Here is a 15,910-nt window from a genome sequence, read left to right on the forward strand (position 1 = left end):
ATGGCGTGTTCTGCATCAGCCGGCCTGGCCGGGCGGGATCACTGAGAGGGGTGGGTATCGATGAACCGTCAGGGGGGCGGCCAGACGGGCTCGGAAGCGCGAGCCCGCAGTCTTCTTGTGCGCCTGGACGACTTTGAGGATGCAGAGGGCATTGCCGATGAGGCTGACCGCCTGCTGCAGGACCCCCCGTTACCGGTCGTCGCGGAGATCCTGTCTCGCCTGGCCCGCGGTCTCGCGCTCCACAGGCTTGATCGCACGGAGGCCGCACTGCGCGACCTGCACTGGGCGGCGCTTATGTCCGAGTCCGAGAGCCGATCCGACCTCGTCATCCGTGCCAATGCGACGATCGCAAGCCTGCATGCCTGGCGGGGGCGCTTTGATGAGGCTCTGACCCATCTGGCGCTCGCTCTCGCAGAGGCGGCGTCCTGCGAAGACCGTGTCGCGATTGCGGGGCTTTGCGGAGACTGCGGCCGAATCCATCTGGAGGCCGGTCAGGCAGGGGCCGCCCGTTCATTTTTCCGGAAACAGGCGAAGCTGCTCGACGCCTCGGCCTCACCGCGCGACCACTTGCGCTGTCGCCTGGGGTTGATCGAGGCCGAGATCGAAAGCGGTGCCCTTGAAGAGGCGCAGGTCCTTTTTTCCGAGTTGACGGATGCGGACACCGGTGGGTCTGGCTATCTCGCCTTCCGTATCGCGAAGGCAAGGGCGCGTCTTGCTTTTGAACGCGGACGGAACGCCGAAGCCCGTCAGATCGCGACGAATGCGATTGCCCGTATCGAGCCCGCGCCTGGCAGCTACGAGGTGATCATGCTGGAGGCGATCGTTGCCTCGGCCGATGCGCGTGACGGCCAGGCTGCCGCCGAGCCGGTCCTCGCGCGCCTTGCGGATCTCTTTTCGGAGCGACGGCTCATCGCCCCCGCGATCGATCTGCGCTTGGAGCAGGCGCGGTTGCTGACCGATCTTTCGCGCGAGGGCGAAGCGCTCGCCGCGGTGGGCAAGGCGCTCGCTGCCGCGGTCGCGTCCGGTTCGGTTGCCCTGGAACGCAAGGTCAGGGAGACCCTGGCGCTCATCGGCCCCGCTTCGGGTCTCGGCATCGATACCCGGCGTGACGCGGCGATGTTTGCCGCGGAAGGCTACATCCTGATCGAGCGGCTCGGGCGCGGTGGCTTCGCCACGGTCTTCCGGGCCTTCGATCTCGTGCGTGGACGCGAAGTGGCGCTCAAGCGTTTCCATCTTCCGGATCAATACGATCAGGACATGCGACGATCGGCGATCGAGACCGCCCGCGCGGAACTGGATGCGACCCAGGGCTTCCATCATCCCGGCGTCGCGCGCGCACTCGCCTTCGCCATCGACCGCGACGGTTCGCCCTATCTGGCGCAGGAACTGGTCGAGGGCGACAGCGTCGCCGACCTGGTTGCCGCGCAATCCCTGGCGCTCCGGGAGGGTATCCTGCTCGTAGGGCGCATCGCCCAGGTCCTGTCGGCCCTCCACAGTTGCGGCCTCGTCCACCGCGACCTGAAGCCCGCCAATATTCTCTGTCGATCAACCGGAGAGCCGGTTATTGTCGATTTCGGCCTTGCCACGCTCGCGGGAACGCAGGGCATCCTCGGCGGAACCGAGGCTTATGCCGCGCCCGAGCAGCAGCAGGGAGAACCGGCAGGCCCGGCTGCCGATTGCTTCGCGCTCGGCGTCATGGCGGTGGAAATCCTGACCGGCATGCGCCCCGCAGGCCTTGAGGCTCGGGTGCGTCTCTGGCCCTTCGGCCAGCACGGTCCCTTGGGGCCGGCAGTCGCTCAGCGTCTCGTCGAACGCGGCATCGACCTCGCCATCCGTGATCTTCTCTGCGCGCTTCTGTCCCCCGACCCGTCGGAAAGGCCGGCAGCCGAAGCGGTCGCACGGGCCTTCATGGCCGCTGCGGCAACACCCACTCCCAACAGCAAAGCAGGATCTCCTTCATGACCCTTAGGATCGAGATTGTCAGCGGCCCCGGCGCGGGAACGGTTCATGTCTTCGAAGACGATGTCGACGTCGTCGAGATCGGACGCGACACCGCGCACTGTCGCGTGACCTTTCCGGCAGACTTCACCAGCGTCGGGCGCCGGCATGTCGCCATCCGCAACAGCGGTGGGCACTACGGGCTGGAAACCAACCTGCGCAATCCGGTGCTGATCGACGGGCGCGAACCTTTCGACGGCGAGCCACTGGAGGGTGTGCATGTCTTGCAGCTGGGCGAAGACGGACCTTCGCTGAAGATTACGACGAGCATCGACAGCGCGCTGCCGGAAACACGCATCGGCACGGCCATGCTTTCCCCTTCCCAGGAAACCCGCCGATCGGCCGGACGTCTGCGCCTGGCGCTCTGGGCGACCCTGGCCCTGGTCTTCGTTCTCGCCGGCTTCGGCGGCTGGCTCTATGTCGAGCGCGAGCGGGAAAGCCGCCAGGTCGCGGAATTGGTGGCCAAGCTCGAAAAGTTGGAGAACACCGAGGTCATCGCGCCTTCGGTTCTGCGTGATGTGGCCAAGTCCGTCTATCTGGTCCTGATGTTGTCGCCGGACAGCTCGGAAACACCTGTCGGCACGGCCTGGGTCTATGATGGTGGCGTGCTCGCCACCAACGCCCATGTGGCGGCCGCCTTCAATCAACGTACTCCTGGCGACACCATGATCGTGCGTTCGTCCGTCTCGCCCTACAGCACCTTCCGTGTAGAGACCGTGGCGGTCCATCCGGACTATGAGCGCTTCACCCAGGCATGGGAGAAGTTCAAGCCGTTCCGGTCCGTGGGCGGTGATGTCGAGGTGCTCGATGCGCCGGGCGAGGGGTATGACGTGGCACTGCTCTATACGGAGCCGGGCGGCGATCTCGGGCCTGCCCTGACGGTCGCCGATGCGTCCGAAATCGACGCCCTGCAGGCCGGCGATGCCGTCGCCTATGCCGGCTTCCCCATGGAAAAGCTTGCATCCGGCGGCACCAACCCGGTCGCCCCTGTTCCGCAGATCCAGTTGGGAAATGTTACGGCGCTGAGCGACTATTTTCTTCTCCCGGTCATTCCGGCGGAACGCTATCTGATCCAGCACTCGATCCCCGCGACGGGTGGGGCGAGCGGCAGCCCGATGGTCAATCGCAAGGGCCATGTCGTCGGCTTGATTTCCGGGATCAACATCATCCAGACCGAAGACGGTGCGCGTGCGCCGAACGCGGTCAACATCAACTTCGCCCAGCGGGCCGATCTTCTGGTCGAATTGCCGGATGGGCCGTCGGCCGAACGTCATGCGCTGCGGGAACTCGCCTGGAACATGGGTTTCTCGACCTACAAAGATCCGATGGAAGCAATCCCGCAAAAGGTGCTGAGCGAGTGGCTGGCCACCAATCCCGATGCGAAGGCCGGTGACGTGACGCCGGTCATGGAGGAGGAAATCGTCCTTCCATTCGACGAGGGTGAGGAAATCTTCCTTCGCCGCTTCGGCGATGCGCTGGTCGAGCCCGGACGTTACCTGATTCTTGCGCTTTCTCCGAGCCGTAGCGATATCGACTTGTCCATCTTCTCCGGAGAAGAGGAAGAGGCGAGCGACAAGGCGCTCGACTGGTATCCGAGCCTCATCGCGACCAAGGAAGATTCCGCGCCACTCGACGTCATTGTCTCCTCCGGCGCGCAGGAGCAGGCACCCGACGCGGTGATCCGCATCTGGCGCATGCCACTCGCGGCGGAAGACGCAGCGCCGACTGGCGGCAGTTAGGCGCCGGACCACCGAGGATCAGGGGGCGGGCTATCGGGGAACCCAGGACAAACAATCCTGCGCCTTTGGGCCGCTTTCCAAGCGACCCAAACCATGCCGTGCCGCCGCCGCAGAATGGCGAGGCGGGTACGATTTCTTCTGAAGCGTCAGTGATTTGCAAGGATATGGCGGACAGGGAGGCCGCTGTTCCGTCCGCCTCATTCAAACTCAGTGGATCCTGTATCGTATTGTAATAACATCGCAATTTATGTGTTCTTCGCCCGTCCACATGCCATCTCGTATCATCCCGTAGCAACAAATCTCGGCTCTTGTGGCGGGCTGAGTGGCGGGCTAGCAAACCTTCATGGAGTGCATGAAGGAGACATGAAACATGCTGAGTGACGCCAAGGCCCGCAAGCTGAAACCGAACGACAAAGCCGTTTCAGACGGTACGATTGTAGGACTCTACCTCGTACCTGGCGGCAGCCCCGGCAGCGGAAAATGGATCCTGCGGTTTCTTTCGCCCGTGACTGGCAAACGCCGCGAAATGGGACTTGGAAGCTATCCGACGACTTCCATTCGGGACGCGAGAGCGAAGGCCTTTGAGGCGCGCACCGTCATAGACGACGGAAGTGATCCCTTGGAGATCCGCCGCAAACAGGAGCGGGAGGTCGAGCGACTTGCAGCGGTCCCGACCTTCGCCGATGCCGCACGACAGCATCACGCTGACAAGGCCGAGGGCTTCCGCAACAAGAAGCATCGCGATCAATGGATCAGCACACTCGAAAGGTTCATCTTTCCGAAGATTGGCAAGAGGCGCGTCAATGAACTCGGCCCGGCGGACTTTGCCGCCTGTCTCAAACCTATCTGGCTGACGAAACCGGAGACCGCCTCCCGCGTGAAGCAGCGTTGCGATGCCGTCATGAACTGGGCTGCTGCGAACGGTTTCATCGTGGCAAGCCCCGTCGGTGTGGTCGACAAATTGCTGCCGAAACAGCCGGGCAAACGCGAGCGCGTTGAACACCAACCTGCGCTGCCGTGGAGATTACTGCCGACCTTCTTCGGCCGAGTCCTTCATGCGGGCGAGACCAACATAACCCGCCATATGCTGGAGCTTCTCATCCTGACGGGCTGTCGCTCTGGTGAGCTTCGACATATGGAATGGCAAGAGATCGATTTCTCTAACGCTATCTGGACGGTGCCGGCGCCGCGAATGAAGGCCAAGGTGGCGCATCGCGTACCCCTGGGACCGCGGGCAATCGAGATCCTCGAAGAACGCCTTGAACAATCGGAAACCGGGGAAGGGTTGGTGTTCCTGTCGCGGACGATGAAACCAGTCACGGACATGGCGCTCACAAAATTCCTGCACGATCACGCTGTGGAAAGCGATACGCCGGGACGTCACGCGACCGCACACGGCTTTCGTTCGAGCTTTCGCGACTGGGCATCCGAGAACGGTTATTCACGCGATCTGGCAGAAAGGGCGTTGGCGCACACTGTCAAGAACGCGGTCGAGGCCGCGTATCACAGGACCGACCTTCTCGATCAGCGGCGACCGATGATGTTGGACTGGGAAAGATATTGCCTGGGTGGATAGCGGCAGCGGTCGAGGCGGCATGGAGTCTGGTTTGGGCATTGCCAGCGCCGCAAGATTATGGAACTAATCCAGTGTCTGTTTGCCGGCTAGTCATCCGGCAGTGAAGGAAGCGGTGTCTGTCCTGGCGCTTCCACAGGCACTTCCTTCATCTGCGCCGATGAAGGAATGAGCTGGTTTCTTTGGCTAAGATGCTCCCCCAAAGGGTTGCGGCAGCGGGGTCTGGAATGGCGCTGCCGGCCAGCTTACTGAATAGCCCCAATTTTCGTAGACACCCTCGGGTTACCTTTGGACTGCCCCTAGCCCGGTGGACATGCCCAGTCTATCCTTTGAGTATAGGAGGCGGCTTGTGATTTCTCACACATTTGCCCCAAAACCTAAAGAAGAAACCGTGCTGCAGGTAGTCGAGCGCGGCTATCCGCCGCGCCACGCGCGAGCATCATTCGGCCGAGGACAGAAGCTGGATCGTTCTGGAGGCCCTCGCGGCGGAGATAGCGTTACCACAAACTGCCGCCGTCAAGCGATCGCCGAGAGCCTGTATTATGGCTGGTCCAAGGAATTCCTTGAAGCGGGCAATAAGCGGCTTTCCGGTGACATCGCATGTTCGGTGACCGGCGACGAGGTTAAGGCGCTGCGGAAGAAGAGCCGCGACCCGACGGAAGCGCAGGCCGACCGCAGCCTAGAGAACCGCTTGCTCAAAAGAGCATTATCGAACATGGGGCGACGACGATTGAGATGCCGTACCACCGAGAAACTTGAAATCATCCGGCTGGTCGAGCAGTCGCGTCTGTCGGTGAGGCAGACCCTCGACAAGCTCGGCATTCCCAAGCCGACTTTTTTCCGCTGATATGATCGTACCCTGACCCACGGCACCGGCGGACTGGAAGACCGCACCTCCGCGCCGTTACGGTAGCGACCGGCACTGGACGAGACATGTTGCGTCAAATGCGGCCAGTTGCTTCCGTCAGCTTGACCGCGCTGCAAGCCGAAATGCGATCTCGTAAGATGTAAAGCTATGTTTGGGAAGGGCATCCAAAGCCACTGACGCGTCTCAAAGCGAATGCCAGGGGGCTATGGCTCAGTTGCCTTACAGTATGGAGATGCAAACAGTATTTCGACAAATAGTTGCACAGATGAAGAAGATGCTGTCTATTCGCGAGTAGTTGTTATGGGGAGCAACTTCGTGGAGTGCCTCTTTCCTTGGGGAAAATCGAAAGATGGATCCAGTCACCACCTCGCACATCACTGCGCGGACGTAGCGGCCTGCTTCGAAGCCCTTGCAAGACTTCCGGTCGTGCGCAACCGAATGGAGCAGTCGGCGGGGCGCACCCTCTCGGATACCCATATTTCCCGTCTCGCGGCACTCGCCTTCCTGCATGATTGCGGCAAGCTTCATCCCGGTTTTCAGGCTAAGGCGGGTATCGTAGACCTCTCTCAGTCACCGCCCATCCTGCACGGACATGTTCAGGAAGGTGCGGCGATCTTTGCCGGGGCAGAGGATGGGGTGTTGGCAGAAGCACTCAACGTGACGGCGCTGCGAGCATGGGGTGTCAGTCAGGGTCTTTTATGGGCTGCGATCGCACATCATGGGCGACCGTTCTTCCTGGAGGAAAAGGCTGGCAAGGCTTGGGGAGACGTTGTTGATCCGGGCTATGCGCCGCTTGCAGCTGCCGCGCAATTGGGCGTCTTGATGCGGGGGTGGTTCCAGGAGGCCTTCCTGGTAGGCAATACTCCATCACTTCCGGAAGGGCCCGATTTCCAACATCTGTTCTGCGGGCTTGTCTCTCTGGCGGACTGGCTCGGCTCCACCCAGAGCCTCTTTCCGTTCATTGCCCAGTGCAACCCCGATTACATGAGTGATGCGCGACAACAGGCAGCCCAGGCCGTAATCGGCGTTGGACTGGATGTCGGTCGCTTCCGCAACGTCATCCAAGGCAAGGCGCGCTTCGAGCTGCTTGCCGACGGAAAGCATCCGCGTCCGGCCCAATTGGCGACCGGGGAATGGTCACTGGATGATTCGCTCGTAATTCTCGAAGCGGAAACCGGATCGGGCAAGACGGAAGCGGCGCTCTGGCGCTTCGCGCAACTCTTCGAAGCGGGAAAGGTGGATAGTCTCTATTTCGCGCTGCCGACGCGGGCCGCGGCGCGGCAAATCCATCAGCGGGTGAATGACGTCCTGCGGCGGCTGATGGGCGACGATGCTCCAGAGGCCGTGCAGGCAGTGCCGGGCTATCTTCGATCGGGCGAAATCTCGGGCAAGCAACTTCCAGCCTTCGAGGTCTTGTGGGACGACGATCCCGACGAAGCCCGTCGCATTGCCCGCTGGGCAGCGGAAAGCGGGCGCCGCTACCTGGCGGCAACCGTTGCGGTCGGTACAGTCGACCAGGCGATGCTGGCGGCGCTTCAGGTCAAGCATGCCCATCTTCGCGCCGCGGCCCTTTCCCGCTCGCTGCTGGTCATCGACGAAATCCATTCGTCGGATTCTTACATGACCCATATCCAGACGCATCTGTTGAAAATGCATCTGGGGCGCGGCGGGCACGCCATGCTGATGTCGGCGACGCTCGGCGCCGATGCCCGGGTAAAATGGCTGGGCGCCGATCGAAAGAGCCGGACTGTGCCGGATTTCGAGACCGCCGTCGCCGCTCCCTATCCGGCCGTCTGGGGACGCCGCGATGGTCTGCGCGAGGTGGATCGATCGGCGCAGCGCGGCAAGGAGGTGGCGATGACGCTGGCGGCCGGTTGGTCCGGAGACATAGCCGCCCGCCGCGCCATCGCGGCAGCGCGACAAGGCGCCAAGGCGCTCGTCATCAGAAATACGGTGCGGGCTGCGCAAGAGACGTTCGAAGCCGTGAAAGAAATGGGTGCGGAGGCGCTCCTCATGCAGGTGGCGGACGGACCCGCGCTGCATCATTCACGCTTTGCGGCCGAGGACAGGCGGCTTCTCGACTCCCATGTGGAGCGCCTGCTGAGCCCGGACGAGAGCGTTCGCGGAGACCAGGGCGTGATCATCGTCGGTTCGCAGACACTGGAGCAATCGCTCGACATCGATGCCGATCTTCTGATCACCGATCTCTGCCCGGTGGATGTTCTGCTGCAACGCATCGGCCGGCTGCACCGCCATGGGCTCGGCCGCCCGGACGAGTTCGCAGCGGCGCAATGCCTGGTTCTGTCACCGGAGGATGGGCTGGACAGGTTGGCAAAGCCGGCATTCGAGAACGGCCTCGGCCAGTTCCGCGATGGCGGTGGCGTTTATCGCAACTTGCAGGCCTGCGAATTGACGCGCCGACTGGTGCTCGACCATCCCGCCTGGGTGATCCCGGAGATGAACCGCTTTCTCGTGGAAAGCGCCACCCATCCCGAACGGATTGAAGCGCTGAATGCGGAACTGGGTCCGCTATGGCAGACCTATTGGAATAGCGTTTACGGCAAGGACGTCGCCGACGCCCAATCGGCCAAGAATCTCAGGCTGCAAATCGAATGCGATTTCATGAGCCAGCCGCTGTTTGCCGATGTGGAGGAAAAGGTCCGTACCCGGCTCGGCGCGGAAGGCGCGCGCATCGAATTTTCCGAACCCGTCACCAGTCCGTTCGGCGAGCAGATCACGGGCATCACCCTGCCGTCGCACTGGCAGGGCGTGTTTTCCGAGGAACCGGTTGTGCCGGAACTGGATGATGGGTCCGTCACATTCAGGATCAACGAAAAAGCTTTCCGCTACGGGCGGACGGGCTTGATGCGGGAGGGATAAAATTGGTCCGAACGAATCTCTTGCGAGAGCCTCTCATCACCGTCGTGCCGTCCGCCAGCCTCACCCTTCCCGGTATTCTGGCGGCGCTGGCGCGCGACGGAATCGACGGCTTTCCGGCCCTTCGCCCCCATCAGGAGCCTGCTTGGCATATGTTCCTGGTGCAACTGGCAGCACTCGCGCTGCACAAGGCCGAACAGGAGGATATTCCGCAGCGCGAGGACGAATGGCTGATGCTGCTGCGCGGCCTGACACGGGATTACCCGGATGACGAAGCCTGGTGTCTGGTGGTCGACGACTGGTCGAAACCCGCCTTTCTGCAGCCGGCCGTGCCGGATGGCGTGAGGCTCGGCAATGACGTCGTGACCGCCGATGGGCTGGATCTCCTGATCACCTCGCGCAACCACGACCTGAAACAGATGATGGCGCGCGACGGAACGGCGGAGGATTGGCTGTTTGCGCTCGTCTCGCTGCAGACCGGCGAGGGTTACGGCGGGGCCGGCAATCAGGGCATCGTCCGCATGAATGGCGGCTCGTCCTCCCGCGCCATGCTGACCTTGGCACCTTTGGTACCCGGCAAGACCATAGCCGTGCGGCCCGGCGCCTGGTTTCGACGGGATCTGCGGATTCTCCTGGAAACGCGTGACCGCGTTCTCGAAAACACCGCCCTGCCCTATCCGGACGACGGGATCGGCCTGACATGGCTGAAACCCTGGCCGGAGGGCGATCAGCTTCAACTGAAGGATCTCGACATCTGGTTCATCGAAATATGTCGCAGAGTCCGGCTTTTGGAGGCCGACGGGCGGATCACGGCGGTCAAGGGCACATCGCGCGAGACCCGTATCGCGGCCAAATCGGCCAAAGGCAGTCTGGAGGATCCCTGGGCGCCCGTCCATAAGGCTGAAAACAAGAGCCTGACGATCGGGGATGAAGGCGAATTCGATTATCGGACGCTGACCAGACTGCTGTTTTCCGGGGAATGGGTACTGCCGCTTCTGGCCGCTCGTGCCTCCTTCGAAGGGCCGCAAAGTTCTCTAGCGATCGTTGCCCAGGCGCTGGCACGCGGCAATTCGAAGACCGGCGGCTTTCGCTCGCGCATCGTTCCTCTTGAAGGCCGGCAGATCACGCGGGGCTGGGGCGATCCGCAATCGCAGGAAATCCTGAGGATGATCGCCCAGGAGCAGACGAAGGCCATAGACCGTTTCGACAAGGCCTTGGCCTATGCGCTGGTACTCGCCGCAGCGTCCGGCGAGAGCGAGCGCATCAGCCGCGACAGCTATTCGCTGACAGCATCGGCCCGTGCGCAACTTGACCGCTTCGCCGACACGATCTTCTTCGAGCACCTCTGGCGACGTTTCGAGGTGGAGGCGTTGGACGAGGCTGCCCGAACGGCCGAAGCGCTCGCTTTCGCCTCCCGCCTCTGGGACCGCACGCACGCGATTTTCGAGCAGTTCCTGCCTTATATGCCCTGCCATTCCCTCTATCGCTTGAGAGGCGAGGTGCGGGCGCGGCGGGCGCTTCGATCGAGAGACTTGCGGGAAACTTATCCCGAACTGTTCACGGATCACAAAGCCAGGGAGGTGACAGAACATGCCTGAGGCCGCTGAGACACAAGATGACGATCTGAAATCCACCATCGCCGCTCTTGTCGGCAAGATGATGCAGCTCGACCCCGGTGGGCTCGCGCGGTTGCGCCGCATGGATGTGGACGGCCCGGGCGAGCTGGAATTCTGGCGACTCATCCGCGACATCGACATTCGCGGCGATACATCCGGCATGCAGTTGGTGAAAATCCTCGCATTGCTGGCGCCACGCGGCGACGTCGCTGCGAGGGCACCCTTTCATCGCCTCGGCGAACCGCTCGGCAAGGTGCTGGCCGAGGCCGAGTTTTCGGAAAAGCGGCTGGCAAGCTTCCTGGCCCTGCCCTTTGCCCGACGCGGCGAGGCGCTTGAAGGCCTTGTGCGCTTCATCTCGCGAAAAATGGAACAGGGCGTGAACTGTGTCGATATCGCCCATCTGCTCTTCGTCGATAAGGTCTGGCCGCTGCGCCAGCTCGCCAAGCATTACTACGACGCATCCGATCGCATTGCTGCCGTTGAGGCAAAGGGAGAAGACAAATGACGAAACCCCGTTTTCTGCAGATCCATACTCTGCATACCTATACCGCGGCCCTGCTGAATCGCGACGATACCGGCCAGGCCAAGCGCCTCGTCTATGGCGGCACGACCCGCACCCGCATTTCCTCCCAGAGCCTCAAGCGCCGCTGGCGCAAGGCGGAGAGCGACCCGCACGCGCTGAAGCAGCTTGCCGGCTATGTCGATTCCTTCCGCTCCCGCGAACTGGTGACGGAGAAGGTCATCAAGCCGCTGCGCGGCCGTTTTGCCGATGAAGTGGTGAATGCGCTGGAACCGGCTTTCCAGAAGCTCGTCTACGGCGACAGTGGCGCAAAAGGAAAAAGGAACCGCCAGACTCTGCTGCTTGGCGAGCCGGAAATCGCATGGCTTGCGGCGCGCGCCGATGAGATCGCCGCATCGACGGCGGATGCCAAGGCTGCCGAAAAGGCCGTTGCGGATTGGGCGAAGGACAAGAACTTCAGGGCGATGACCGAGGGTGCAAGCCTGCCGGGCGGCCTGACCGCTGCACTCTTTGGCCGCATGGTCACCTCCGATCCCGCCGCCAATATCGACGCGCCGGTGCATGTGGCACATGCCTTCACCATTCATCCGGCCGAGAGCGAGGACGACTATTTTACCGCCGTCGACGATCTGAAGCGGGATGATGACGACAGCGGTGCCGATACGATCCAGGAAACCGAGCTGACCTCCGGTCTCTATTACGGCTATGTGGTGATCGATCTGCCGGGGCTGATCAGGAATTGCGGCGAGGATCGCGGGCTGGCAGCCCGCGTCGTCCACAATCTCCTCTATCTGATCGCGGAAGTCTCTCCGGGTGCCAAGCTCGGTTCGACGGCGCCTTATGGAAGGGCGGAGCTGATGCTGGTGGAGGCGGGAGACCGCCAGCCGCGCTCGCTGTCGACCGCCTATCGCGAGGCCGTCGTTCACAGTTTTGCCAAGGGGCGCGACGCACTGGCGCGGCAACTGGCAGCCTTCGAGGAGGCCTATGCCACGGGCGAGGCGCGCCGCCATCTCTGCATCGAGGGCCAGTTGCCCGGCATCGACAAAACGCCCCTTTCGGATCTGGCGGCCTGGGCTGCCGAGCAGGTGAAGGATGCGGCCGATGCCAATGACTGACAAGCAGTGGCTGATCCTCGATCTCGAGGCGCCGCTGCTGGCCTTCGGCGGCGTGGTCATCGACCAGATCGGCGTCACCCGCGACTTTCCGGCAGCTTCCATGCTCACAGGTCTGTTCGCCAATGCGCTCGGCTGGACACGCACGGAAGCGCAGAGGCATCAGGCGCTGCAGGATCGGCTGGTCTTTGCCGCCCGGATCGATCGGGACATGCCGGCAGGCACCCTCACCGACATACAGAACGCCCAGCTCGAAAAAGGCGACCGCGGCTGGACGACATGGGGCATCGTGGAAGGCCGCGACGGTGCAAGCTATGGCGCTCCGCATCGCCGCAAGCGGGATTACCACATGGATACACGCGTGATGATCGCCGTGCGGCTCGAACCCGCCGATGGCGAACCGGATCTGGAGCGCCTGGCCGAGGCGCTTTTTCGCCCGGCCCGTCCGCTTTTCATCGGCCGCAAGCCCTGCCTTCCATCACGGCCGATCCTGCCGGCGCGGCGCGAAGACTGGCTCCTCCATGCCCCGACCGCTTACGCGGCGCTCGCGCGCCTGCCCGCAGCCGACAGGCAAGGCCGGAAAAGCACACTGCGTGCCTTCTGGCCGCCGGGAGAAGGACCAGAGGACGGAGAGGCCGTGGCCCGCATCTACGACCTGCCGGACTTGCGAAACTGGCGAAGCGGGCTACATGGCGGTCATCGCAGGGTTGTCGAGGGCTTCGTGACGCTGGAAGAGGTGGCACCATGAGCGCGCTGCATCTGGCAAGCCTGCCGGTCGATCTGCGCGCATTTCGCCGGCTGGCGGCATTTCGCGGCTTTGGCGCAGACGAAGGCCGCGCCCTACACCATTTCCTCAGCGAAACCTTCGGCAAGAGCCTGCTGCAGCCCTTCCGGCTGATGCCGGCATCCGGAGGTCATGGAGCGACGCTCTATGCCTATAGCAAGACGCCGGCAGAAGTGTTGAGGGACAATCTGGAGCTAGCGGCGCCTGAGCTCTCGACCGCCTTGGGAACGTCACATCTGGCCCTGAAGGAAATGCCTGGCAACTGGCGCGAGGGCAGGCGTCTCGCCTTCGATCTCAGAGTGCGGCCCGTTCGAAGGCTTTTCAAACCGCTTGAGGGCTGGAGCCGTGAAGAAAACCGGCGGCGGCTGAAGGGCGAGGATCGGCACGACCCGATGAAGAAAGGCAGTGAAGTGGATGCCTTTCTGATTGCTCGATTACGGCGGTTTCCGGACGGTTTGCCGGAGGATGCGAACGCGAGTGAACTTTCCCGGGAAGGCGTTTATCTCGATTGGCTGGCAGAACGCTTCGAAGGCGCCGCCGTGCTCGACCGGCAGGCGACGACGATGGCCCGTTTTGCACGCGACAGGGTTCAGCGCAGCGATCGAAACGGAACCGAAGCGATCTCCGAGGGACCGGACGCGACCTTTCATGGCGAACTGACGGTGACGGAGGGAGACGCGTTTCAGAAACTGCTGGCATCGGGCGTCGGGCGTCACACGGCCTATGGTTTCGGAATGCTGCTGCTGCGTCCCGGTGGTTCATGACATGCTGATCGGTCGCCTGGGGCTGGAGAAGGCGCGCATTCCGCATTCCGACCGGCACGGTCTCGTCTGGCTGGACCGTGGACGGCTGGAGGTGGAAGACGGTTGCCTGCGCTTCGTGACCGCCGGCGGTGGCGAGCTTGCCGCAGGCGACTACCAGATCCCCCACCAGGCGCTCTCGATCATTCTGCTGGGTCCGGGTTCCAGCGTGACGCATGATGCGCTTCGGCTGCTGGCGCGGCACGGTTGTGCGCTGGCGGCGATCGGCGAGGGCGGGGTGCGCGTCTATACCGCCCCTCCCCTTATGCCCGATACCTCTACGCTGGCCCGCGAGCAGGTGCGCCGCTGGGCGGACCCGATGAAGCGCATGGAGGTGGCGCGCGCCATGTATGCCATCCGTTTCGATGAAATCGTGCGCACACGCGATATCGAAGTGTTGCGTGGGCAGGAAGGCGCCCGCATCAAACGTAGCTATCAACTTGCTGCAGAGCGTCACGGCGTACTCTGGAAAGGGCGTAACTACGACCGCTACAATCCCAATTCAGGCGACGTGCCCAATCAGGCGATCAACCACGCCGCGAGCGCCATGCGGGCCGCCGCAGCGGTTGCGGTGGCGAGCGTCGGCGCCATTCCGCAACTGGGTTTCGTGCATGAAGATTCCGGCCAGTCCTTCGTGCTCGATATCGCCGATCTATACCGCCACGACGTGACGTTGGACATTGCCTTCGGGGCCGCCAAGGAAGCACTGAAGGCTGGAGAACCAGTCGAACGCCTGACGCGACGGCGAGCTGCGAGGCTTTTCCGCCAGCGAGACGTCATTCCTTCGATGATCGACCGGATCAAGCTTCTGGTGGCCCCCGAGATCGGCCAAATCGATGCGCCGGGTGGAGACGAAGACTGATGCCGATGGTGGTGATCATGACCCGCGATGTGGAAGCCCGCTATCGGGGCTTCCTCGGTTCGATCATGCTGGAACTGTCCGCCGGTGTCTATGCGCATCCCCGGATGAGTGCCGGCGTGCGCGGCCGTATCTGGGATGTCATGGTGGATTGGTATGGCCAGTTGCGGCAGGGCAGCATCGTGATGACTTGGGCCGACAGCACGTCCCATGGCGGACTTGGACTTGCCACGCTGGGTGAACCGCCCAAGCAGATTGTTGCGCATGATGCCATGCTGTTGGTGAGGCGCTCTATCGCAACCGTCAACATCTGAGCGTTGACCGATCTTTGACATTGTCCATATAATCATGCACTTGGATACAAGAGGTTCCTCCGCACCCGCGGAGATAGACCCGTTCCGAAGAAGGCGCAGTCGGGATCGCTCGAGGTTCCTCCGCACCCGCGGAGATAGACCCCGGGGAGCGCGAGACGCCGCGCAAGAGCCTCGGGTTCCTCCGCACCCGCGGAGATAGACCCCCTTCATAAGCCAGGCTTGCCTTGTTCTTCAGGGTTCCTCCGCACCCGCGGAGATAGACCCTTAAGCGCGATCTTGATAAGACCAGACGTAAGGGTTCCTCCGCACCCGCGGAGATAGACCCGGTATCGGAAATACCCAACCATTCGTGAAGCGGGTTCCTCCGCACCCGCGGAGATAGACCCCTTAATGTTGCTGCCTAGCTGAAGCTTTGCGTGGTTCCTCCGCACCCGCGGAGATAGACCCATCTTCGCCGATGACGACGAGCGCATGTGGTCGGTTCCTCCGCACCCGCGGAGATAGACCCCCCGCCGGCGTCGACACGCTCTCGGCGATGATGGTTCCTCCGCACCCGCGGAGATAGACCCCACTTCGACCTGATCTCCAACCGCGCGTTCATGGTTCCTCCGCACCCGCGGAGATAGACCCCATCAATCGATTACGTCAACCTGCACCGTTCAGGTTCCTCCGCACCCGCGGAGATAGACCCGTCCTGAAGAACGGCGTCGCCCATGCCGGATAGGTTCCTCCGCACCCGCGGAGATAGACCCTCAAGATACGAATGGCTTTCCGTGTTCGCCGTGGTTCCTCCGCACCCGCGGAGATAGACCCAATGCATGCCATGTCTTCATCGCTTCCTCCTGGGTTC

12 protein-coding genes and 1 CRISPR repeat array (1 of these 13 running past the window's edge) are annotated in these 15,910 nt (G+C 62.7%); all 12 genes read left to right on the forward strand.

The window, feature by feature from the left end; all coding sequences use genetic code 11:
- The first annotated feature begins 60 nt into the window (after nucleotides 1-60).
- Complete coding sequence (locus ACX93L_RS07640; RefSeq protein ID WP_459404305.1) at nucleotides 61-1,962, forward strand: serine/threonine-protein kinase; 1,902 nt, start codon at nucleotides 61-63, stop codon at nucleotides 1,960-1,962.
- A complete protein-coding gene (locus ACX93L_RS07645) occupies nucleotides 1,959-3,737 on the forward strand; it encodes a trypsin-like serine peptidase (RefSeq protein ID WP_459404306.1) in 1,779 nt (592 codons plus the stop codon). The genes ACX93L_RS07640 and ACX93L_RS07645 overlap by 4 nt, the downstream gene beginning before the upstream one ends.
- Before the next feature lie 370 nt (nucleotides 3,738-4,107).
- On the forward strand, nucleotides 4,108-5,313 hold the full coding sequence (locus ACX93L_RS07650; RefSeq protein WP_459404307.1) for a tyrosine-type recombinase/integrase: 1,206 nt from the start codon (nucleotides 4,108-4,110) through the stop codon (nucleotides 5,311-5,313).
- A 346-nt stretch (nucleotides 5,314-5,659) separates the two neighbouring features.
- The gene (locus ACX93L_RS07655) at nucleotides 5,660-6,157 is read left to right on the forward strand and encodes a hypothetical protein (protein WP_459404308.1); all 498 of its coding nucleotides are present in this window, start codon (nucleotides 5,660-5,662) and stop codon (nucleotides 6,155-6,157) included.
- A gap of 321 nt (nucleotides 6,158-6,478) precedes the next feature.
- Nucleotides 6,479-9,058, forward strand: a complete 2,580-nt coding sequence (gene cas3 / locus ACX93L_RS07660) for a CRISPR-associated helicase Cas3' (RefSeq protein WP_459404309.1) — start codon at nucleotides 6,479-6,481, stop codon at nucleotides 9,056-9,058.
- A 20-nt stretch (nucleotides 9,059-9,078) separates the two neighbouring features.
- Complete coding sequence (locus ACX93L_RS07665) at nucleotides 9,079-10,653, forward strand: hypothetical protein (RefSeq protein ID WP_459404310.1); 1,575 nt, start codon at nucleotides 9,079-9,081, stop codon at nucleotides 10,651-10,653.
- Nucleotides 10,646-11,176 (forward strand): hypothetical protein, encoded by a 531-nt coding sequence (locus tag ACX93L_RS07670; RefSeq protein ID WP_459404311.1) that lies wholly within the window; start codon nucleotides 10,646-10,648, stop codon nucleotides 11,174-11,176. Before ACX93L_RS07665 ends, ACX93L_RS07670 begins: the two co-directional genes overlap by 8 nt.
- Nucleotides 11,173-12,306 carry a type I-E CRISPR-associated protein Cas7/Cse4/CasC gene (gene cas7e / locus ACX93L_RS07675; RefSeq protein WP_459404312.1) on the forward strand — a complete coding sequence of 378 codons (1,134 nt, stop codon included), beginning with the start codon at nucleotides 11,173-11,175 and terminating at the stop codon, nucleotides 12,304-12,306. Before ACX93L_RS07670 ends, cas7e begins: the two co-directional genes overlap by 4 nt.
- On the forward strand, nucleotides 12,293-13,051 hold the full coding sequence (cas5e, locus tag ACX93L_RS07680; protein WP_459404313.1) for a type I-E CRISPR-associated protein Cas5/CasD: 759 nt from the start codon (nucleotides 12,293-12,295) through the stop codon (nucleotides 13,049-13,051). Before cas7e ends, cas5e begins: the two co-directional genes overlap by 14 nt.
- Entirely contained in the window at nucleotides 13,048-13,851 is an 804-nt protein-coding gene (locus ACX93L_RS07685) for a type I-E CRISPR-associated protein Cas6/Cse3/CasE (RefSeq protein WP_459404314.1), read from the forward strand. Before cas5e ends, ACX93L_RS07685 begins: the two co-directional genes overlap by 4 nt.
- 1 nt (nucleotide 13,852) lies before the next feature.
- Nucleotides 13,853-14,749, forward strand: a complete 897-nt coding sequence (gene cas1e, locus ACX93L_RS07690) for a type I-E CRISPR-associated endonuclease Cas1e (RefSeq protein ID WP_459404315.1) — start codon at nucleotides 13,853-13,855, stop codon at nucleotides 14,747-14,749.
- Entirely contained in the window at nucleotides 14,749-15,060 is a 312-nt protein-coding gene (gene cas2e, locus ACX93L_RS07695) for a type I-E CRISPR-associated endoribonuclease Cas2e (RefSeq protein ID WP_459404316.1), read from the forward strand. Before cas1e ends, cas2e begins: the two co-directional genes overlap by 1 nt.
- Nucleotides 15,061-15,112: 52 nt before the next feature.
- A CRISPR array of direct repeats spans nucleotides 15,113-15,910; the repeat unit is 29 nt; unit sequence GGTTCCTCCGCACCCGCGGAGATAGACCC (it continues 4,294 nt past the right edge of the window).

It is taken from the genome of Rhizobium sp. CAU 1783, assembly GCF_054551725.1.

Bases quoted from the DNA above. Each gene is read 5' to 3' on its own strand.
- ACX93L_RS07640 (WP_459404305.1), top strand. From the start codon at position 61: ATGAACCGTCAGGGGGGCGGCCAGACGGGCTCGGAAGCGCGAGCCCGC.
- ACX93L_RS07645 (WP_459404306.1), top strand. From the start codon at position 1,959: ATGACCCTTAGGATCGAGATTGTCAGCGGCCCCGGCGCGGGAACGGTT.
- ACX93L_RS07650 (WP_459404307.1), top strand. From the start codon at position 4,108: ATGCTGAGTGACGCCAAGGCCCGCAAGCTGAAACCGAACGACAAAGCC.
- cas3 (WP_459404309.1), top strand. From the start codon at position 6,479: ATGGGGAGCAACTTCGTGGAGTGCCTCTTTCCTTGGGGAAAATCGAAA.
- ACX93L_RS07670 (WP_459404311.1), top strand. From the start codon at position 10,646: ATGCCTGAGGCCGCTGAGACACAAGATGACGATCTGAAATCCACCATC.
- cas7e (WP_459404312.1), top strand. From the start codon at position 11,173: ATGACGAAACCCCGTTTTCTGCAGATCCATACTCTGCATACCTATACC.
- cas5e (WP_459404313.1), top strand. From the start codon at position 12,293: ATGCCAATGACTGACAAGCAGTGGCTGATCCTCGATCTCGAGGCGCCG.
- ACX93L_RS07685 (WP_459404314.1), top strand. From the start codon at position 13,048: ATGAGCGCGCTGCATCTGGCAAGCCTGCCGGTCGATCTGCGCGCATTT.
- cas1e (WP_459404315.1), top strand. From the start codon at position 13,853: ATGCTGATCGGTCGCCTGGGGCTGGAGAAGGCGCGCATTCCGCATTCC.
- cas2e (WP_459404316.1), top strand. From the start codon at position 14,749: ATGCCGATGGTGGTGATCATGACCCGCGATGTGGAAGCCCGCTATCGG.